The 21,773-nt window shown below is 43.8% G+C and carries 16 protein-coding genes; 7 read left to right on the top strand and 9 right to left on the bottom strand.

The genetic code is table 11. From position 1 onward, the window contains the following. The coding region (locus tag ACKI5J_RS01495) for a L17 family ribosomal protein (protein ID WP_407425788.1) at nt 1-267 on the top strand (267 nt) is incomplete at its 5' end. 179 nt (nt 268-446) lie between these two features. Here ACKI5J_RS01495 and ACKI5J_RS01490 read toward each other — a convergent pair. The 3 genes from ACKI5J_RS01490 to ACKI5J_RS01480 form a co-directional block, all read right to left on the bottom strand. Further along, nucleotides 447-1,349 carry an NDP-sugar synthase gene (locus ACKI5J_RS01490; RefSeq protein ID WP_407425786.1) on the bottom strand — a complete coding sequence of 301 codons (903 nt, stop codon included), beginning with the start codon at nt 1,347-1,349 and terminating at the stop codon, nt 447-449. 82 nt (nt 1,350-1,431) lie between these two features. After that, entirely contained in the window at nt 1,432-2,745 is a 1,314-nt protein-coding gene (locus ACKI5J_RS01485; RefSeq protein WP_407425784.1) for a cryptochrome/photolyase family protein, read from the bottom strand. Beyond that, complete coding sequence (locus tag ACKI5J_RS01480; protein WP_407425782.1) at nt 2,738-3,649, bottom strand: TIGR01777 family oxidoreductase; 912 nt, start codon at nt 3,647-3,649, stop codon at nt 2,738-2,740. Before ACKI5J_RS01480 ends, ACKI5J_RS01485 begins: the two co-directional genes overlap by 8 nt. A gap of 37 nt (nt 3,650-3,686) precedes the next feature. Here ACKI5J_RS01480 and ACKI5J_RS01475 point away from each other — a divergent pair, with 37 nt between their 5' ends. Continuing rightward, nucleotides 3,687-4,019: a (2Fe-2S) ferredoxin domain-containing protein gene (locus ACKI5J_RS01475; RefSeq protein ID WP_407425780.1), complete on the top strand. Its 333-nt coding sequence runs from the start codon at nt 3,687-3,689 to the stop codon at nt 4,017-4,019. On the opposite strand, the gene ACKI5J_RS01470 is transcribed toward ACKI5J_RS01475, so the two are convergent. After that, the gene (locus ACKI5J_RS01470) at nt 4,016-4,444 is read right to left on the bottom strand and encodes a CBS domain-containing protein (RefSeq protein ID WP_407425778.1); all 429 of its coding nucleotides are present in this window, start codon (nt 4,442-4,444) and stop codon (nt 4,016-4,018) included. The two genes, ACKI5J_RS01475 and ACKI5J_RS01470, sit on opposite strands and share 4 nt — an antisense overlap. 259 nt (nt 4,445-4,703) lie before the next feature. Between ACKI5J_RS01470 and ACKI5J_RS01465 the strand changes: the two genes are divergently transcribed. The 5 genes from ACKI5J_RS01465 (at nt 4,704) to lpdA (ending at nt 13,438) form a co-directional block, all read left to right on the top strand. Further along, entirely contained in the window at nt 4,704-5,948 is a 1,245-nt protein-coding gene (locus tag ACKI5J_RS01465; protein WP_407425776.1) for a deoxyribodipyrimidine photo-lyase, read from the top strand. Nucleotides 5,949-6,047: 99 nt separating this feature from the next. Further along, nucleotides 6,048-8,840 (top strand): 2-oxoglutarate dehydrogenase E1 component, encoded by a 2,793-nt coding sequence (locus ACKI5J_RS01460; RefSeq protein WP_407425774.1) that lies wholly within the window; start codon nt 6,048-6,050, stop codon nt 8,838-8,840. A gap of 22 nt (nt 8,841-8,862) precedes the next feature. Beyond that, complete coding sequence (gene odhB / locus ACKI5J_RS01455) at nt 8,863-10,410, top strand: 2-oxoglutarate dehydrogenase complex dihydrolipoyllysine-residue succinyltransferase (protein ID WP_407425772.1); 1,548 nt, start codon at nt 8,863-8,865, stop codon at nt 10,408-10,410. A gap of 413 nt (nt 10,411-10,823) precedes the next feature. After that, entirely contained in the window at nt 10,824-11,984 is a 1,161-nt protein-coding gene (locus ACKI5J_RS01450; protein ID WP_407425770.1) for a hypothetical protein, read from the top strand. Between the two features lie 50 nt (nt 11,985-12,034). Next, entirely contained in the window at nt 12,035-13,438 is a 1,404-nt protein-coding gene (gene lpdA, locus ACKI5J_RS01445; RefSeq protein ID WP_407425768.1) for a dihydrolipoyl dehydrogenase, read from the top strand. Between the two features lie 62 nt (nt 13,439-13,500). Here lpdA and ACKI5J_RS01440 read toward each other — a convergent pair whose 3' ends face one another. From ACKI5J_RS01440 to ACKI5J_RS01420, 5 genes are all read right to left on the bottom strand, one after another. After that, nucleotides 13,501-14,208: a ThuA domain-containing protein gene (locus ACKI5J_RS01440; protein ID WP_407425766.1), complete on the bottom strand. Its 708-nt coding sequence runs from the start codon at nt 14,206-14,208 to the stop codon at nt 13,501-13,503. A 236-nt stretch (nt 14,209-14,444) separates the two neighbouring features. Beyond that, nucleotides 14,445-16,418 carry a RagB/SusD family nutrient uptake outer membrane protein gene (locus ACKI5J_RS01435; protein WP_407425764.1) on the bottom strand — a complete coding sequence of 658 codons (1,974 nt, stop codon included), beginning with the start codon at nt 16,416-16,418 and terminating at the stop codon, nt 14,445-14,447. Between the two features lie 16 nt (nt 16,419-16,434). Next, nucleotides 16,435-19,881, bottom strand: coding sequence for a TonB-dependent receptor (locus ACKI5J_RS01430; protein WP_407425762.1), 3,447 nt, complete (start codon nt 19,879-19,881; stop codon nt 16,435-16,437). 186 nt (nt 19,882-20,067) lie between these two features. After that, the gene (locus ACKI5J_RS01425) at nt 20,068-21,045 is read right to left on the bottom strand and encodes a FecR family protein (protein WP_407425760.1); all 978 of its coding nucleotides are present in this window, start codon (nt 21,043-21,045) and stop codon (nt 20,068-20,070) included. A gap of 78 nt (nt 21,046-21,123) precedes the next feature. Next, nucleotides 21,124-21,711 carry an RNA polymerase sigma-70 factor gene (locus tag ACKI5J_RS01420; RefSeq protein WP_407425758.1) on the bottom strand — a complete coding sequence of 196 codons (588 nt, stop codon included), beginning with the start codon at nt 21,709-21,711 and terminating at the stop codon, nt 21,124-21,126. Between the last annotated feature and the right edge of the window lie 62 nt (nt 21,712-21,773).

Genomic DNA, 21,773 nt, shown 5'->3' with positions numbered 1-21,773 from the left:
GTTGCAAACCGTCCGGGAGGTTATACACGTATCATCAAGTTGCAAAATCGTCTAGGTGACAACGCTGAGATGGCGTTGATCGAGCTGGTAGATTACAATGAAACATACAAATCTGAAGCTCCTGCTGCAGCTGAGAAGAAGTCTACCCGTAGACGTGGTTCTAAAGCTAAGAAAGCAGAACCTGCTGCTGAAACAGCGGTGGCGACTGAAGAAGCTCCGGAAGTAGAAGCTCCAGCAGCTGATTCGGCTGAAGAGCCTGCTAAATAATACAAAGAGAGGCTCGTTGCCTCTCGTTATCTAAAAAGCCGGTTGGAATTATTTCCAACCGGCTTTTTAGTGCCTATGTCTTTTGTTCTGTCAGATGGTGGAAAATGTCTGTAAACGAAAACAGGCTGCTCGGGGTTAAGCGAGCAGCCTGTTGTAGGGTATTTAACTGAGGTCCTGGCTTATTTCCAAAGCTTCGATGGATATGTTCCGTCTGCTACCAGCTTGGAAAGGCTTTCCTGGACGATCGGCTTGTCTTCTTTGTAAGTTACACCGAACCACTTAGAGGAAGTAGGGATAACCTTGAACACAGCAGTGCCGCTTTTTGTTAATGCTTCGGCCATCAGCGGAATAAAGAATTCTGCCTTTGGATTGCTTTCGTTTTCTTGAACAAACGCTTTAAACAAGGGTTTTGTCTGCTCAAATACCGCCGGTGTAAAGCCCCAGAAGTTCATGGAAGCTCTGGCGTCATCATGCAGGGGTGTAGTGTTTCCACTTTCATCTTCGTAAACGATAACGCCGTCTTTCGCGTATACTTTGGTCCGCTCATTTATCTCCTGCAGGTTACCTTCACTATTAACGAGGCAAATACCTCTTGATACGGCTCCGTGTTCAGAGAGTGTTTTGTCTACTTCATAACCGATGAGTGAGTACTTTTCATCGCTTACTTCGTTGGTAAGGAAATCTGCCATTTTTTTAAAGGCATCGTATCCGTAGAAGTCATCTGCATTTATAACACAGAAGGGTTCGTTAACTTTTCCTGCCGCTTCAAGGACTGCATGTCCGGTGCCCCATGGTTTTTGCCTTTCAATTTGTTTATCGATACCATATTTAGTCAGATCGAAGGTTTGGAAGATATAATCAGTCTCTACTACTCCTTTCAACTTCGGCTCGAAAATGCCCTTAAAGCTTTCTAAAAATTCTTCACGGATAATAAAACATACTTTACCGAATCCAGCACGAACAGCATCGTAAATGGAATAATCAATAATAGTTTCGTTATTGGGTCCGAATCCATCAACTTGTTTCATGCTTCCGTAGCGGCTGGCCATGCCAGCGGCTAGTATAAGTAATGTGGGTTTCATTCGTCTAAAATAATTATTATGGTTTCAAGTATCAAGCACTACCGGCTTGTTGTATTAAAATTGATGAAAATCACTATTTGCTTCAGGATGCTGAAAGTGCTCTTTTATACTCTGCCAGCACACGCTCTCTCGCCAGCCTGTGATCGACTATGGGCTGGGGATAGGCGAACGGGTTATCGAATTCGGATATCCATGTTCTTACATATTGCAGTTGGCAGTCAAACTTTTTCATCTGAAGCGCTGGATTGAATATTCGAAAATAGGGAGCGGCGTCATTTCCGCTGCCTGCTGCCCATTGCCATCCGCCTACGTTACTTGCAAGGTCGTAGTCGAGAAGCTTTTGCGCGAAGTATGCTTCACCCCACCGCCAATCTATAAGCAGGTGTTTGCATAGGAAGCTTGCGGTTATCATCCTCACCCTGTTATGCATCCAACCCGTAGCGTTCAGTTGACGCATGCCTGCATCGACGATGGGGTAGCCCGTTTTTCCGGCGCACCATGCTTTAAATTCTTGTTCGTCATTTCGCCACCTGATGTTATCATACGCTTTTTTAAAGGCGTGCTCGGCAGTTTCCGGGAAATGCCAGATGATCATGGAATAGAAATCGCGCCAGATGAGTTCGTTTAACCATGTATCTGCCTTGTTTCGAACTGCATGTGATGCGACTTCCCTGACGCTGATAGCGCCAAATCGCAGGTGGACACTGGTTCTGGCCGTGCCTTCAATGGAGGGTATGTCGCGGGTTTGGTCATATTTCTTGTGTATATTTTCATAGTTGATTCTTGGAATGTCAAGTGCGTTTGGCCTGAAGCCGATGGTTTCCAGCTGAGGCAAGGCATACTGACACTTAAAAAAATGACTCTGTGCGGGGACCGATTTTGCGGTATTTAATGATGCACCAGCCTGAAATTTCTCCAGCCATTTATTTTTGTATGGTGTGAAAACCGTGTACGGCTCGTTGTTGCTTTTTAATATTTCGTCTTTTTCAAAAATTACATGGTCTTTGTGCTCTGAAAAGTTGACTGACCGATCTTTCAACAGGTCTGCTACCGCGGTATCGCGAGACCTTGCGTAAGGCTCGTAATCTGAATTTGTAAATACGGTGTCTACCTGATAGAGGTTAAGCAAGTGTTTCCAGGCTTGCAGAGGTTCCTGGTGAAGTACAAGAAGGGACGATCCTAGCCTGTTAAGCTGCTTATTTATCGCTTGTAATGATTTGTGAATATAGCTGACTCTTGCATCTTCGCGGTCTTCAAGTTTTGCGAGGATGAGGGGATCAAAAATGAAGACAGGCAGTACCGGTAGGCCGGACTGTAAGGCCTTGGAAAGGCCGGTATTGTCTTCAAGCCTGAGGTCTCGCCGGAACCAAAACACGTTTACTGCTTGTTTACCCATAAAGATCGTGTAAAGCTTCAGGAAGGAACGCGTATTTGAAATTGAATCCGGTGTCTTGAAGTTTGGTCGAGTCTGTACGGTTGCTGCTAAGCACGATAGCTTTCATTTCTCCTAAAGCGATTCTGAGCGCCAAGTCGGGGACGTTAGGAAGCCAGATTTTTTTTCTGTGAATTGCTGCCACAGTTTCGGTAAAGACTTTATTCGTTACAGGGCGAGGACTGCTTAAGTTATATGCACCTTCCATTTGTTCATTATTGAGGGCGTGTACATATGCATGAGCGGCATCGTGCAGATGTACCCATGGCATCCATTGTTTACCTGAGCCGAGTATCGTTCCGAAGCCTGATTTCACAGGACCGGCAATCTTCGGCAGCGCTCCGCCCTCCCTGGCAAGCACCACTCCTGTACGGCGTTTGACGCCCCTGTGGCCAAGGGCTGCGAGGGCATCTGCAGCGTGTTCCCATTGCATACAGGTGTCGGCAAGAAAGCCTGTTCCCGGATGACTGGTTTCGGTCAGGATCTCATCTCCGCGGTCGCCGTAATAGCCTACGGCGGACGCGGATATCAGCGTCTTGACTTTTGCGTGTGTATGGCCTTTTATAGCCCTGAAGAGTAGTTCGAGAGACTTTGTGCGGCTAGAGACAATCGTATGCTTGCGTTTTGTGGTCCAGGGTTTCGCCCCAATATTTTCACCGGCAAGGTGTATGATTGCGTCTACTCCTTCCAGACTACGCTCGTCGATACTGCCGTTCTCGATGTCCCAGCCAAACTCTTTAACAGCGGGATTGCTATTAGCAGGAGTGCGGCTGAGGATATGGATTGAATTGCCCTGAGAAAGGAGCAACTTGATAAGAGGCTCTCCTATAAGTCCTTTTGCGCCTGTAATGAGTACTCTTAGAGACATAGTTCAAACTTAACTTAAGAATTGTACATTTGTTTTTATGCTATATTCAAAACACATTTTTATCTGTACCAATCAACGGCCTCAAGGCTCGCGGGTATGTTGTGGAGAAAGCCACGGTCTTGCGCTGGTAGCTGCTTTTAAGAAACTTATCAAAGATAGGGGACTTCAGGCAGAAATACGTGCACAGAGAACCGGGTGTTTAGAAGCATGCGAGATGGGACCCGCGCTGGTTGTGTATCCGGAAGGTGTATTCTATGCCCATGTGCAGTTAAGTGACGTTGAAGAGATTGTAACAGAGCACCTGGAGAACAACCGGATTGTAAGCAGGCTAGTTATGGACTATGATAAACTGAATGAGCTTAAGCCCTAACTGTTGATGTAGCCTTCCAGTTGCTTGATGGTATCTTTCTGAGTTTCGATAATAGCCTTAACTAAATCGCCTATGGAAATCATGGCGACGACTCTTCCATTGTCGATTACCGGAAGGTGACGAATGTGTTTGTCTGTCATAAGGTTCATGCAAAAATCCAAATCATCATTAAGGGTGATCGTCAGCGGATCTTTCGTCATCACATCTGCAATGGCCGTTTCCTTGGAAGAGCGCCCTTTCAGCGCGATTTTACGGGCGTAATCACGCTCTGTAAAAATTCCTGTTAATCGTCCGTCATCCACAACAAGTAGCGCGCTGATGTTCTTTTCCATCATCTCAGTCAACGCATCGAAAACTGAAATAGTGGAATTAACCGAAAAAACATGTGACGATTTTTGTTTAAGAATGGCGTTTACTGCTTTCATAATTTGGCTGTTTACCTAAATTTAGCTTTAATATTTAAGAAAGAGAAGGTTTTTCTTTTTTCTTTTGCTTTGTAACAGCTTGATAGGCTCCAGTCGTTCGACTATTCTGTTACTGCGGTATCTCTCAAAGGCTTTTGGTTATGTGCCTGATTTTCTCAAATTTGTTATTTTGATGTAAAGATCTTGGTATGAAGAAGCTGTCATTCAAACGGACGGTGTTTTTTTAAGTAAATTGCATGCTGTATCATACAATACGGTTATGAGTGGAAAAACCATACTAATTTGGTTTCGAAATGATCTGAGAATACACGATAATGAAATGCTCATGGAAGCGATTGCCAGGGCTGAAAATGTGCTTCCTGTTTATTGCTTCGATCCAAGATACTTCGGAAAGACCATTTATGGAACACAAAAGAGCGGCTACCTGAGGACGCAGTTTTTGCTCCAAAGCATTGCCAGCCTTAAGAGTGCGTTACAGCGCCTGGGAGGTGATCTTTTGGTTCAGGTTGGTAAACCGGAGGATGTATTGCCTGCCCTTTGCCGGCAGTACCGTGTTTCAGAAGTGTATCACCATCGTGAAGTTGCTGAGGAGGAGACTTCGATATCAGGACGGGTAGAGACCATTCTATGGAAAGATAAAATAAATTTGAAGCACTTTATTGGTCATACCTTGTTCCACAAGGAAGATCTTCCTTTCCCAATCAAAAATATTCCAAATAACTTCACGGCTTTCAAGAGGAAGATAGATCGCGAAAGCATTGTAAGGCATCCATTTCAGGCTCCTGAAAGGCTAGAAACACCTCTGGGTGTTGATTGGGGAGTTCTGCCTGTTCTGGAAGAGCTTGGCGTTCAACGGAGCGGCATAGTGGAGGAAACGCACATGCTCGGAGGTGAAAGGGAAGGAATGGAAGCATTGATGCAACTTACTTCTCTCTCGGATACTTCGAAAAGTGAAGGAGGACTGATGGAAGATCCCGTTCTTAGTCCCTGGTTGTCTTTGGGCTGTCTGTCGCCACGGATGGTATACTGGACGGTTAAAGACAGGCTTTCTGCCAAGTCTGAATTGGCTTTAAGAATCGTCAACAGGCTGCTTTGGAGGGATTATAACCGGTTTATGTTGAAGAAACACGGCTCGTCTTTAGCGGATGTGGAAAATACCCTTACATCAGCTGAACGCAGTCGTTTCAATAAGTGGAGAGATGGAAACACTGGAGAGCTGCTAGTAGATGTCTGCATAAGGGAGCTAAATGAAACGGGGCATATAAATGATCGCTGTGAGCTGTTCGTGTCGTCTTATCTGACTAATAAATTGAAGGTAAAATGGCCTGCAGAATATGCATATTTCGAAGAAAAGGCGATAGATTTCTCTCCGGCACTCACTTGGGGCCGCTATGCGATGGCGCAGGGAATCTTCTCATTTGGAAAGCCGGAAAATCAAAATTTCAGTGATATTATGCACGATCCCCAGATAAAACGTAGATTAGAGATCCTGCATGCGGGATAACTCTTCTTATATAATGTTAAAAAACAATATTAGGAGTAAATACATTCTCATATATAAGGTTAAACTTTTATTTTTGACCTATCATAAGATTTGATATTCATGGACAATCTGTCATACCTAAGTAATGCACATGCATCTTATATAGATTCTCTGTACCAGTCATATAAGGAAGATCCGGAATCAGTAGATTTTGGCTGGCAGAAATTTTTTGAAGGTTTCGATTTTGGAAGAGAGTCGGAGCCCGTTAGTGCCTCTGAAACGCCGCAAAACCTGTTGAAGGAGATTAATGTTATGAACATGATCTACGGCTACAGACAAAGAGGGCACTTGTTTACCAACACCAATCCGGTACGCGAGCGTAGGAAGTACTTCCCGGGTAAGGAGCTTGAAACTTTTGGTTTAACTGAAAGTGATCTGGATACCGTGTTCAATGCAGGAGTGGAGGTAGGTTTAGGTCCTGCCAAACTTCGTGATATACACGCTTTGCTTGAGCAGACGTATTGCCAGTCTATCGGAGCGGAATATGTATATATCAGAAATCCGGAAAAGCTTTCCTGGTTCAAAAAAAGGATGGAATCAGAGCGTAATACGCCGAACCTTCCTCTGGACACTAAGAAAAGAATTCTAAAGAAGCTTAATGAGGCAGTTGTATTTGAGAATTTCCTCGGTACAAAATTTTTAGGACAGAAGCGCTTCTCTTTGGAAGGTGCTGAAAGTCTTATTCCCGCTTTGGATTACGTTATTGAGCGAGGTGCTGATCTTGGCATTGAAGAGTTCGTTTTAGGCATGGCGCATCGCGGCCGTCTAAACGTTCTTGCTAATATCATGAACAAAACGTACAAGGACATTTTTGCCGAGTTCGAAGGGAAGGGATACGATGAAACGAAGTCATACGGCGGAGATGTGAAATATCACCTGGGATTCTCTACGGATGTAGAAACTAAGTCGGGCAGAAAGGTTCATCTTAGCTTGTGTCCGAATCCTTCGCATCTTGAAACTGTTGATCCGATTGTCGAAGGTATCAGCCGTTCGAAGATAGACTTTAAATATGCCGGAGATAATACTAAGTTAGCTCCTATATTGATTCATGGGGATGCTTCTATTGCCGGACAGGGTATCGTGTATGAGGTTCTTCAGATGGCTAAACTGGATGGTTACAAAACCGGAGGAACCATTCACCTGGTTATCAATAATCAGGTAGGTTTCACGACTAACTTCAAGGATGCCCGTTCATCAACATATTGTACAGATATCGCTAAGCTGACGCTTTCTCCGGTATTCCATGTTAATGGAGACGATGTTGAGGCTCTGATTTATGCAATTAATATTGCGGTTGAATACCGTCAGAAATATAAAAATGATGTGTTCATCGATATCTTGTGCTACCGTAGATACGGTCATAACGAGTCGGATGAGCCAAAATTCACTCAACCACTGCTTTATAAGGCCATTGAGCAGCACCCTAATCCCAGAGAGATCTATAACAAGAAGCTCATGGAAAGCGGCACTGTCGACGCAAATCTTGCGAAGGAAATGGAAAAGGACTTCCGTAACCTCCTGCAGGAGCGCCTGAACGAGTCGAAGCAAAGCAATGTTTATGAGCCGAACCCGATGTATTCGGGCTCCTGGTCGGGATTAAGATCCGCCAATCCTGAAGATTTTGAAGTGTCTGCAGAGACAGCCGTTTCGAGAGATCAGCTGCTGTCAATCGCCGAGACTATTACCACCCTTCCAACAGACAAAAAGATATTCCGTAAAATAGAAAAGCTTTTTGAGGAAAGAAGAAAGATGGTGAAGAACAACTCACTTGATTGGGCTATGGGCGAGCTACTTGCATATGGAACTTTATTGAGTGAAGGTTTCCGTGTTCGTCTTAGTGGGCAAGATGTGGAGAGGGGTACTTTTTCTCATCGTCATGCCGTGGTTAAAGTAGAAGATTCGGAGGAGGAATTTGTTCCTTTATTGCAACTGAAGAATGGAGATAAAGCTGTAAAGTTTGATGTATACAACTCGCACCTGTCTGAATATGGTGTTTTAGGGTTCGAATACGGGTATGCGTTGGCAAATCCGCAAGCTTTGGTTCTTTGGGAAGCTCAGTTCGGAGATTTTGTTAACGGAGCTCAGATTATACTCGATCAGTATCTGGTGAGTGCAGAAACGAAATGGCAAAGATCAAACGGAGTTGTTCTGTTACTACCTCACGGGTATGAAGGACAGGGGCCTGAGCATTCATCTGCAAGAATGGAGCGCTTCCTGGAGTCATGTGCGGAGTATAATATTCAGGTTGCCAACTGTACAACTCCAGCTAACTATTTCCACATGCTGCGTCGTCAGTTGAAACGCGACTTCCGTAAACCTCTGGTTGTCTTTACTCCGAAGAGCTTATTAAGAAATCCTTTGTGTGTATCGTCTATTGAAGATTTCACAGAGGGTCAATTCCAGGAAGTGATTGACGACACACTGGTTAAAGCAGAGGATGTAAAACGTGTTGTTTTCTGTACCGGCAAGGTTTACTATGACTTGCTTGAAAAGCAAAAAGCAGATTCGCGAACAGACGTTGCAATCGTTCGCCTGGAGCAAATATATCCTTTACCTATTAAAAAGCTTGAGGCTATCCAAAACAAGTATTCTAAGGCGGCAGAGTACTATTGGGTGCAGGAAGAGCCTGAGAATATGGGTGCATGGCCGTTCCTTTGCCGCAAGTTCAGGAATATTGATATCGACCTGAAGGTAATATCACGCAAGGAAAGCAGTAGCACCGCTACTGGGTATGCAAAGCAGCACGTGTCTCAGCAACTTTACGTTATCGGCAAAGCTTTTGAAGATACTGCTGGCAAACAGGTAAAGAAATCAGTTATAAAAACCACAAAAAAGGTGGTCAACGTAGATTAGTCGTATAAATAAAAATAATATTATGAGTTTAGATATCAAAGTTCCGCCGGTAGGAGAGTCGATTTCAGAAGTAACCTTGTCGCAATGGAAAAAGAAAGATGGTGATCATGTTGAAATGGACGAAGTTATCGCTGAACTTGAATCTGATAAAGCAACCTTTGAATTAACAGCATCCGCAGCCGGAATACTAAAAGTGATCGTTGCTGAAGGGGATACCCTTGAAATTGGTGCTGTTGTTTGTTCTATCGAAGAAGGTGCTGCGTCTGAGGCAAAGGCTGACGAAGCAGTTCCTGCAGAAGCCCCTGTCGCTGCTGCTGAAAACGAAGAGTCTACTGATGAGCCGGCGCAAACTGGTTCTGAAATTGAAATAAAGGTTCCTCCTGTTGGTGAGTCGATCACGGAGGTAACACTGTCCAGATGGATCGTGGCTGACGGTGAGACCGTTGAGATGGACCAGCAGATTGCTGAATTGGAGTCTGATAAAGCTACGTTCGAACTTACAGCAGAAACTGCAGGCGTTTTAAGCCATATTGCGGAAGAGGGTGCTACCCTTGCAATAGGTGAAACGGTGTGTAAGATTGCTGCTGGTGGAAGCAAGCCTGCCGTTTCTAAGGCTGCTCCTGTGGCAGAAAACGCAGGTTCGACGAAAGCTGCGGCGGAAAAGTCTCCTGGTTATGCAGCTGGAACGCCTTCTCCATCAGCTAGTAAGATACTTGCTGAGAAAGGTGTTGATGCCGCATCTGTAAAGGGATCAGGAGTGGCTGGGCGCATTACGAAAGAAGATGCAATGAACGCTCAGAAGCCGGCTCCTCAGCCTGCGGCTAAGAAGGCTGAACCGGTGTCATCTCCTGCTGCGCTTGCATCGGGATCTCGCAATGAGCGCCGAGTTAAGATGACTTCATTACGTAAAACGATAGCTAAACGACTGATTGCTGTAAAAAGCGAAACGGCTATGTTGACTACATTTAATGAAGTTGATATGAAGCCTATCATGGACTTGAGAGCTCAGTATAAAGAGAAGTTCAAAGAGAAGCATGGTGTAGGTCTTGGATTTATGTCGTTTTTTACTAAGGCTGTTTGCGAAGGCTTGAAGGAGTTTCCGGCAGTAAATGCAAGAATTGAGAACGAGGAGATCGTTTACAGCGATTTCGCTGACGTGTCAATCGCCGTATCAGCACCGAAAGGACTGGTTGTTCCCGTTATACGGAACGCAGATGCAATGAGTCTGGCTGAGATTGAAAAGGCCGTGTTAGGATTGGCATTGAAAGCAAGGGAGAATAAACTTACGATTGAGGAAATGACAGGTGGGACCTTCACGATCACTAACGGTGGTGTGTTTGGCTCTATGATGTCTACTCCGATCATTAACGCTCCCCAGTCTGCCATTCTGGGAATGCACAATATTGTTGAAAGACCGGTGGCTGTAAAAGGGCAGGTCGTAATCAGGCCGATGATGTATATCGCTTTGTCTTATGACCATCGTATCATTGATGGCCGTGAGTCGGTAAGCTTCCTTGTAAGAGTAAAGCAATTACTGGAAGATCCTGCGAGACTTCTTTTAGGCGTTTAACGCAAGCACGAAATAAAAAGGAGGCTGTTTCTAAACGATTCAGTCTCTTTTTCGTTAATGAGAGGTTATCCTTTTAGTGTTATATAAATAGGTTATTACCAAAGGTAGCATTCTCGTTATTTCTCAAACCGATGTGAAAGACCTGGCACGCGATAAAGACGGAGGGATAAGTTGCAAAAGATCAACAAGGTGGTAGAAAGTATGTAATAACGTTGATTTGGCTCAAAAAAAGAAAGCTCCGGGCCGCACCGCCCGGAACTTAGTGGAAATAAATAAGTGTGTAGCTATATTTAGACGAAAGTTACGAAATATATGTTACACTGGAATAAAGAAAATCTGTTGATAACAGTTTTTTTAAGTTATTTTCAAGACTGTGATAGTTTTATTTTGTGAATTTTAAGATCCTTTTCTAAATGGAGTTAGTAGTAGTAAAAGATCCTGCTCATGTCAAAGAGTTTTTACAATTGCCCCTGTATATATATCGAAATGACCCCAATTATATTCGTCCTTTGGATAATGATGTCGAGTCGGTCTTTCACAAAGAAACAAACAAGTTTTATGAGGAGGAAAACTGCATTAGATGGATACTCCGCGATTCCAGGGGGCAAACCATAGGACGCATAGCCGCTTTTATTAATCCTTATACCGCCTTTACATTCGAACAACCTACCGGGAATATCGGTTTTTTCGAGTGTATAAACGACCGTGAGACAGCGTTCTTACTTTTTGATGCCGCACGCAATTGGCTAAAGTCAAGAAATATGCGGGCGATGGACGGGCCGGTAAACCTGGGAAGCAGGGAAAGATGGTGGGGGCTTTTAGTAGAGGGATTCCATCCGCCTTCTTACTGTTGTAACTATAATCTACCTATATATCAGTCTTTCTTCGAAGATTACGGGTTTAAGGTTTTTTTTAAGCAGCACACTTATCTCCGCAACGTGATGGAGAAGCTGAACAAGGTGTACTATGCTGTAGCGGATCGGATCTTTAAAAATCCTGACTACGAATTTAAAACCGTAAGTATTTCACGGCTTGATAGTTTTATCGAAGATTTTCGGACAGTTTATAACACAGCCTGGGTTAATCATGAAGGTATCGGAGAGATGACCAAGGAGGAGGCAGACAGGACAATCCGGTCAATGAAGCCCGTAATTGATGAGAGTATCGCATGGTTCGCTTATCATAAAGGTCAGCCAATCGGCTTTTTTCTCAGTATTCCTGAACTGAACCAACTCTTTGTTAAATACGCAAAGGGAAAACTCACGCTGCCAGTTAAACTTCGCCTATTGTACAACAAGCTGACGGGCAAATGCAAGACAATGTACGGTCTAGTCTTTGGTGTAATTCCCCAACATCAACGAAAAGGAGTTGAGGTGGCTATGATTGTGTCTGCATCAAACTCCCTATTGAACAGCGGGGCGTACGAAGAGGTTCAGATGAACTGGATCGGCGACTTTAACCCTCGCATGATGCACATTGCAGAACAAATAGGCGCGAAAATTTATAAAACGCACCATACGTATCGCTATTTGTTCGATAGAGAGGCAGAATTTAAAAGACATCCCCTCATTTGATGCTTAATTTCACCCCAGGAACCTTAACTTTGTATTAAACAAACTCAACTATGCAATACGATGTTACAGTGATAGGTAGCGGACCTGGCGGATATGTAGCCGCTATTCGTTGCGCCCAGCTAGGACTTAAAACCGCTATCATTGAAAAATACGAAACCTTTGGTGGTACATGCCTGAATGTGGGTTGTATTCCTTCAAAAGCACTACTCGATTCTTCCGAACATTTTTATAATGCTGCTCATACTTTCCAAACGCATGGAATAAACCTCAAAGACCTTGAGGTGGATCTTAATCAGATGATTGCGAGGAAGAACCAGGTTGTTCAGGAAAACACCTCGGGTATTACTTATCTGTTGAAAAAAAATAAGATCACATCATATATTGGTGTCGGATCGTTTCAGGATAAAAACACGATAGTTGTGCAAAAGAACGATGGTTCAAAGGAGACTATTACTTCAAAAAACGTAATCATTGCCACTGGGTCAAAGCCAACAGCACTTCCATTTCTTCCGATTGACAAAAAGCGGATTATTACCTCTACAGAGGCTTTAAATCTTACCGAAATTCCTAAGCATCTTATCGTTATTGGTGGAGGAGTGATAGGTTTGGAATTAGGCTCTGTTTATGCACGCCTGGGTGCTAAAGTAACTGTTGTGGAATTCCTTGATTCCATTATTGCAACCATGGACAACACCATGGGTAAAGAGCTGCAAAAGTCACTCAAGAAAATCGGTTTTGAGTTCTTGCTGAGCCACAAGGTTACCGGTGCAAAAGTTGAAGGTGAGAAGGTAACGGTAACAGCAGAAAGTCCAAAGGGTGAAACGATCAGTCTGGAAGGCGACTACTGTATCGTAGCTGTAGGTAGAACAGCTTACACAGAAGGTCTGGGCCTTGAGAAGATAGGTCTTCAGGTAGAAGATCGCGGAAAGAAAATCACAGTAAATGAGCATTTGGAAACCTCTGTAAAGGGAGTCTATGCAATCGGCGATGTTGTCAAGGGGGCAATGCTTGCTCATAAGGCTGAGGAAGAAGGTGTTTTCGTTGCTGAAACTATCGCGGGGCAAAAGCCTCATATTAACTATAATCTGATTCCTGGTGTGGTATACACATGGCCGGAAGTGGCAAGTGTAGGGGCAACAGAGGCAGAATTAAAGCAAAAAGGAACAAAATTTAAAATAGGATCGTTTCCCTTCAAAGCAAGCGGCCGTGCGCGTGCAAGTATGGACACGGATGGTTTGGTAAAAGTTCTGGCAGATGCTTCGACTGACGAGATCCTTGGCGTTCATATTATCGGTCCCCGGGCTGCCGATATGATCGCAGAAGCAGTTGTCGCTATGGAATTCAGAGCATCAGCAGAAGATATTGGTAGGATTAGCCATGCTCACCCTACTTATACAGAAGCTTTCAAAGAAGCGGCGCTGGCAGCAACTGAAAATAGAGCTATACATATCTAATCAGCTCGCTTTTATATTAGATTATATTCAAAGGCTATCTCATCAGTGGATAGCCTTTCGCTTTACTTTCCTATGGCGTATTTGATTCCACCAAGTACGTGTTTTAAAAATAGCGGTTCCTTATAACTTTCGTCGGTATGTCCGCCTGCCGTGTAAAACGCCCTTCCGCCATCAAATTCATGATACCAGGCGATAGGATGTTTGCTGCCGTTCTGTCCTCCTGTATAACTCGTTTCGTCCAGATACGCCAGCACCTTTATCTTCTCATTGATGCTTTTAAAGTTATACCACTCGTCTGTTCGTTGCCATGTATCAGGCAAAAAATTGGTCGAAGCGTGGTTCTTATCAACTACCAGTAGGTTCGCTGGTTGCACTTTGGGATGATTGGCGAAATATGCACCAACCAATTTGTTATACCATGGCCATGAATATTCAGTATCTGTAGCTGCGTGAATACCTACAAAGCCTTTACCCGATTGAATATACCGTTCAAACTCTTTCTGTTGCGCTTCATCTAATACGTCGCCGGTAGTATTAAGAAAAATTACTGCGTCATACAGTTTGAGTTTGTTGAAAGCGAAAACAGCTGAATTGGCTGTTGTGTCCACTTGGAAGCTGTTCTTTTCGCCAAGATTTTGTATCGCTTGTATGCCAGCAGGTATTGATTTATGATAAAACCCAGCAGTTTTGTAAAAGACAAGGACGCGGGATTCCCGTTTGTATATGGCATTGGATGCCATTGATACACATAGCAATATTGCTAGTATCAAAAAAAATGATTTTTTAGGCATATATATCGGTTATTTGAAATCTAAATATAATACAAATAGTTACAAAGATTTCTGACGAGTATATAGCCAAGAGCGATATATACGTGCATATGGTTTTAACCCTTCGCTTAAAGCGATATGATTTAAACATAAAAGCTGCCCGTATAAGGCAGCTTTTACGTTAGGGAAATTATGCTAATTAAGCTATTTTCCGGGTAATGATTGAAGGTTGAATTCTACCATCCAGGGTTTTGCATAGCCTGTTTCTCAGCAGGAGTTAAGGGTTTTCCGTTCTTTCTGATAGCATCCAGGAAGCTCTGAGGTATCGGACGATAGTAGTGCTTATTTGCATCTGGCTTAGCCTCGTCGTTGAATGACGTTGCTCGTGCTACCAGTGTTTTCGTACGTGCTAAATCTTCCCAACGCATAAGTTCTCCCATCAGTTCTCTAGAGCGCTCATTCAAGATAAAGTGCATGAATTTTTGCTCATTCGAGCCGGCACCCAGGCGAGAATAGAATTCATCATTCTTATTGAAGATATCATCTACGCCGTTCAAATGCATGCTCGATAGTGTCGATGCAGTAGCTACTGGGATGTTATTCGATTCGTAATAAGTGTTCTTGTCTGAGTATGAAACAAACGTAGCAGTATTGGCTGCAGTGTTATTCTTGTAAGCGGCTCCACCATCAGCATAGCTGGAACGATCTTCACCTTCTTTGTATGCTGCACGATCACGAACCATGTTGATGTAGGGTAAGGCTTGAGCATATTGGCCAAGCCTTCCATAAGCTTCAGCAGCAATCAGGTAAGTCTCCGCTAAACGCGCTAAGATGCCATCCCGCATCCCGAATTGAGAAGCGACATTGATTCTTGATCCATCCATGAATTTAGATAAGGCAACAAAGCGACTTGGATCGTAATTGCCGTGTCCACCCAGCATATTTTCTGGTTGCCCTGCGAAGTACCTTACGAACATATGAGGAGCACGGAACTTGATGCTTTCAGAAGTATATCGGGTATCTCCAGCATCGTTCACAATATATAAAATAGATTCCTCGCCTCCAGCGAACTTAGGTTTTCCTTCTAGGTCTGGAGTTGGAGCATATTCTTTCGCCCAGGTAGGAGCGTTGGCAGGTCTGTTACTGAGATATCGGGTTTTGAAGCTCTTCCAAAATCTTGAGTCGTTTACACGATCAAAAACGTCAAGCGCATAATCAGTAGACCGAAGTCGCTGAAATTCTCTATCTCCTGGGATGTCGCGTTGCATTCCTGGAAGGTTTTGATAAACGGATGGATAGTACAAATGAACTTGGTTGCCATATCTTCCCTGAGTGGCTGTGTTTTCAGAAAACTGAGCAGCGAGGATTACTTCCTTAAGCATTTCATTTGGTCCGTCTGGTTTAGTGTATTCCCATAGCTCGCGAAAGTTAGCTGCAAGGGTGTGCTGACCGCTATTGATAACGAAATCCGCATATTTTACAGCGTTTTCGAGGTCGCTTTGTCTTGTAGCGCTGTTCCATTCGCTGTATAATTCACTTGCCCTGAACAAATAAGCCTTGGCCAAAAAGTGTGCAGCTGCCCACTTAGTGATTCTTCCAGTCTGAGCAGGGGCAGGAGGCAGTAATTCGTACGCCACAGTAAAGTCGCTTATAATTTGCTCATACACTTCCTGCGCAGTATTCCTGGAAAACTCAAATTCGACAGTAGTTGAAGGTGTAAGTTTTAAGGGAACCCCTCCGTATTGCCTGACAAGTTTAAAGTAATCAAAAGCCCTCATGAAGTGACCTTCTCCTAAACGAGTGTTTTTATCAGGACCTTCCCCATAAAACTGTGGCACGTTCTGAATCACTATGTTTGCGGAATTGATGTTTCCATACATATTGTTCCAAATGTCATTAACATGTGCCGTCAATGAATTTAAATTCGCATCATATGAATTCCACATTTGCATACCACGGTCACCACCTACACTGAATTCATCCGCTCCATAGTTAGTAGTTGTATAAGCCCATTCGTAATTGAAATGGAATTTGAGGCTCTGGTACATTCCGATAACGAGGCCATCCAGGCCTTCCTGTGTTTCAAAGTCTGCAGTATTGCGTGAGGTAATTAACTCTTCTTCCAGGAATTCCTTTTTACAAGAGGACGGCAATACTAAACAACCGGCCACCAATGCTACGCTATATAATACTTTAATTATCTTATTCATAATCTTTCCTTTATAATTAGAATCCAACATTAATGCCGAATACAAAGCCTCTATTAAAAGTAGAACCGCCTAAGTCTGGGTCTATCCAATCAATCTTGGAATATATCAATCCTGGGTTCAGAGCCTGAGCATACAATTTTACGTTCGACAAGCGAATTTTTCTATTCCAGGCCTCGGGGAGATTATACCCAAGTGATACATTTCTAAGTTTTATGAACGATCCATCCTGATAGTTCATAGAGCTTTTGTAAGGATCTCCGGCAGCACTATTGTAGTTTGGAGCCGGGTATTCATTCGTGGGGTTGCTTGGAGTCCAGTAATTCACTTTTCTTTGAGCAAAGCGTCCTTGAAGCGACTCTTCACCTGTTCGGATGGTAAAGCCCCATCTGGCGTATATGAAGAAAGATAAATCCCAATTCTTATAGTTAAACGTATTTGTCAATCCTGCAGTCCAATCAGGGTTCGCTGCTCCAACTATTCTTCTGTCATCATTCGCATTAATCTTGTAATCGCCGTTCAGGTCGGCTATTTTAATATCTCCGGGCCTGAAGGTGTTACCATTAGCCTGGAACTTTGCAATTTCAGCAAGGTCAGATTCAGTGTTCTGCCATATACCCAGCTTTTCGTAGTCGTAGTATGTAGTCAGGCGTTCGCCTATAAACCAGTTGTTTGTGATATCGTCTTGTTCGCCGTTAGCTAGCTCCACTATCCTGTCTCGGTTCGCAGAAAAGTTCAGGCTTGAGCTCCAGTTGAAATCACGTTTTTTTATGTTAACAGTATTTAACGAGATATCAATACCGCGGTTGGCAGAGACACCAATGTTCGTCAGTGTTCTGGTATAACCTGTCAGAGAAGGAATACTCATTTCCATCAGCAAATCTGTTGTTCTTGAAGTGTAAACATCAACAGCACCATTAACCCGTCCGTTAAAGAGGTCAAAATCTACTCCCAAGTTCCACTGAGTGGTGTGCTCCCAGCCCAGATCCTGGTTTGGCAACAGAATCGGATTGGCCAATGAAGCATCTGAAGAGACATACCCCGGCTGAACTAAGCTGCCCCAGGTGTAATACAGCGTTTCTACTGCTCCCTTGGTGGTATAGGGGCCTACCGCAGCGTTGCCGGTACTACCTACACCAACTCTTAGTTTTAGCATATTAATCCAACGCGTGTTTCTCAAAAAGTCCTCCTGGTCCATTCTCCATGCTAGGGCAGCAGAAGGGAAAAAGTCCCATTTATTACCTTCCGCCAACTGAGATGCACCATCCCAACGTGCAGATGCCGTCAATAGGTAGCGGCTGTTAAAGTCGTAATTCACACGAGCCATGTAAGAGGTTAAAGAGGACTCGGTTAATCCACTTCCAAATGCATCCAATTCGCTCACAGAGTTCAACTGATACCACTTCTGTGAATCCCATGGCAGGTCTGTAGCAGTCATTGACGATGTCTCTTCTCTGTAAGATGTCGCACTTTGCAACAAGGTCACACCGAAATTATGCTTCTCAATGGATTTATTATAGTATAAAAGATTATCCATTGTCCATGCTAGTCTGGATGTTTGATCTAATCGGGCGTAGTTCGAAGATCCTGGCTCCCCAGCACCTCTGTTAATCGAATTTTCGTCCATCCAGCGCCCATTTCTCCAGTTGTAGAAATCAGGGCCGAAGTTAGCGCGATACTTCAAGCCCTTAAAAAGGTCGACCTCTGCAAAAAGACTTCCTAGCGTTCGAAGAGTTTTGCGTTCGTTCACATTAAACACATCTTCTCCAACAGGGTTTAGAATGTTAATGTCTCCACCTGGTAAATTTATCCTGTTACCATTGTCATCAAAAGGGACAGCATACGGCAGCATGCCTTGTGCAGCGAAATAGAGATTTCCCGGGCCGGTCGCATTTGATGTCGCGTATCCATAGTTTTGTATACCGTATGTGGCAGTAAGATTACCTCCGAAAGTAAACCATTTCGTAGGCTTCACTTCTGCACTAAACTTTCCGCTAAACCGTTCATAGTCCTGGCCAAGCTGAGTGCCCCCCTGAGAAAGATATCCAAAAGATCCATATCCTTTCAAAGTTTCAGTTCCTCCACTCGCACTAAGAGTCTGATCAACCGTAAGACCTGTCTCCAGCATCATGTCCGTCCAGTTTGTTGTGGGAACCAGATTTCCGTTCCATACACCATTCTGCCAGCCCTGAAGAACGTTGTTAAGTGCATAATTGTCCCCTCCAAAAATTCTCCGGTCAGCTTCTTCTGTTGCCTCATTCGGGTATTTGTTAGCACTTCCATCAGGTAAACGTCGGTAGGCATCACGACGGAATTCGATATATTCTGAAGAATTCATCATATCCGTCCGATCATACATTTTTTCTATAGTCGATGTGCCGACATAGTTTAAGGAAACAGTGCCTGTCTTCCCTTTTTTTGTCGTAACCAACACTACCCCGTTAGCGCCGCGAGATCCATATATCGCAGTGGCTGAAGCGTCCTTCAAAATATCAATTGACTCGATATCATTTGGATTAATTGCTTCTATACCTCCGAAGCTTAAAGGTATTCCATCCACAACGTACAATGGGTCATTACTCGCGTTCAAGGAGCGCGCCCCACGGATCAGAATTCTGCCCATCTCCCCGGGTCTTTCATTCGATGTAATATCTACCCCAGCAGCTTTACCCTGTACAGCCTGCAGCGCATTCTGTACCGGCCTCGAGCGAATCTCTTCCGCTCCCACGCTCACTACCGCACCCGTAACGTCAGATTTTTTAACAATGTTATAACCAACAACCACCACCTCATCAAGTGCCGTCACATCCTCGCTTAACACAATGTCAAGCCTGGTTTGCCCGTTAATAGGCACTTCTCTGGTTGTAAAGCCCATATAAGACACCACAAGTGTCCCATTAACATTAGCAGTCGGCACCCGTAAAGAATAAGTGCCGTTCGCGCTTGTTGCAACCCCCAGGTTTGTTCCTTTAATCTTGATACTGACGCCGGGAAGCGATTCCCCTTTATCGTCAGTTACCTTACCAGTTAATGTAATGTCTGTAGCCGTCCGGCTTTTCAAATTCGCTGACGACAGCTCAGCCAGCTCAGCGTTCTCCCTATCTGAAGCCTTGTTCAGGACGATCTGATTGTTGACTACCTCATAGGCTATGCCTCTGTTCCGCAGCAGATCAGCCAGCACCTCTGATAACATCTCAGACTCAGCCGAATAAGAAACCTTCTGATTTGCATCAATTACGTTCTCGCTATAAACGAACTTAACACCGGCCGACTTCTCAATCCCTGATAAAACCGTTTTTAATTTTGCAGATGTGTAGTTAATCCTCACCGGATTGTTCAATACCCCCTGAGCTTTGCCGGGCGCCGAATAGGTCACGCAGCAAAAGATCATTAACGCCATCAGCTGACTCAGTGTAATCTTCATAATGTACCAAAAGTCTTTGGAAGGGTGTAAATAAAAATTCATACTTTTAATTGTTTTATTTAGCTAAAAATGAGACAATAAAAAACCCAATGCACTTTACGTGCACATGTTGTCATGGTTGGTTTTTGGTTAAGAAGTGCCCACACACTTCTTAACCCTTTTTTAATAGTTAGTTTGGTTGAAAGTTCCTACGTCATATTACAATCGGTTTATAATTTAAAAGATGATTTATTCTTCGCTGAGGATGATCGTCTCCTCGTCGAATCCAAGGTTTATATTCAAAGATTTGTTCATCAGATCCAGGATAACGGGTAAGCTAAGCCCCGTAAAGTCAGCATTTAACGTGAGTTGGTCCACTGGCGCATTATTCATCGTAACCTTTACATCAAAGTTTGTTCGCAAGACGTCAAGCACCTCACTCACCGGTGTGTTATTGAACACAAATGACTTGCGCTCCCAGATGCGGAGCGTCGCCTCCGTACCGTTGCTTTTCTCTAACTGCTTCTTGCTCTCTTTATAAACTACTTTCTGCTTCGGTAACACATAAACACCTTCAGGTTGACTTCCCTTTTTGTGTGGAGTATACACAAACACTTTTCCTGACACCACTGATAATCTTGATGCCTCCTTTCCGTTTGCCCGGATACTGAAACTGGTGCCCAGAACACGTGTATCAAATTCTTCCGTGTGGATGATGAAAGGGTGGAGGGTGTCCCGCTTTACATCAAAAAAAGTCTCTCCTTTCATCGAGACCTTTCTGTATTTGTTAACAAACGGGAGGGTATACCTTATAGTAGTCTCCGGCTCAAGCCAGAGGCTGCTGCCGTCAGGTAAGATATGGTTCTTAAGTATGTTTGAATTGTTGGTAATAACAACGTTTTCGATGATCTTGCTGCCCGAATCTTTTAAAAAGATGTGGTTAAGAGCAGAAATTGCAATAACCAGAGAAGCAGCGACCAATGCAGCGGTATAATAAAAGCGACGGCCCGAACCGCGCACCGCTACTGGATCCTCATTCCTGCCTATCTCAGACCGGACATTTTCCAGTATGCGTTTCCGTATAGAATCACGTTTCTCTTCGTTCAACAATTCAGCCGGCTCCTCCTCCTTATCAAAAGAGTCGTACCAGTCCTGCACAACCCGTTCCTCTTCGGGGGTGCACTCCCGATTCAAATACTTATTAATAAGCTCAGGTGAAATCTTCATTCGGCAGTAAAGGTTATAACTGGTATATAAGTACAGTGAGCTAATACAGCCCTAACCCCCAATCAAAAATTAAATAAATTAAAAAGAAGATAAAAGGATGGCAATCAGGAGCGTTCCTACCTGTTTTAAGTTGATGCGCAGAGTGCGCAGAGCACGGGTGAGATGATTCTCAACAGTCTTTTCAGAAATACCCAGAGAAAAAGCTATTTCTTTGTTCGAGCGGAATTCCTTCCGGCTCAACTCATAAACCTTACGGCACTTTTCAGGAAGCTTTTCTACTTCCGTGCTTACATTTCGCTTCAGTTCATTCCAGTCAATTGCCTCCATAGTGGAGTTATCAACATCTTTATTAAGATGAACAACATAGCCTTCGTAGGCCCTCCTGTTGCTTTCTTTCTGAAACGCTGCAAAAACCTTGTACTTAACACACGAATACAGATAATTTTCAAAAGAAGAATTAATTACAAGAGAAGCACGCTTAATCCACAAAGAAGTAAAGATATCCTGTACTATCTCTTCGGCGGCTTCGCGGTTTCGTAAACGTTTGTACCCTGCTGAATAAAGTTTAGACCAATATCGTTCATATAACTCCTCAAAAGCAATTATATCACCCTGCTTCAGCAGAGCCAACAAATTGGAATCTGAGAATTTACTATATTGCCTCATTTGAACAACTGGTTAGTACTAATCAGCATTTAGGTTTTGAAAGGTCGCTAAACTTAACGGTA

Source organism: Arcticibacter sp., assembly GCF_045629565.1.
Lineage (GTDB): Bacteria > Bacteroidota > Bacteroidia > Sphingobacteriales > Sphingobacteriaceae > Arcticibacter.
The sequence above is the reverse complement of the archived record's forward strand: the minus strand, read 5'-3'. Positions and strand labels throughout refer to the sequence as shown.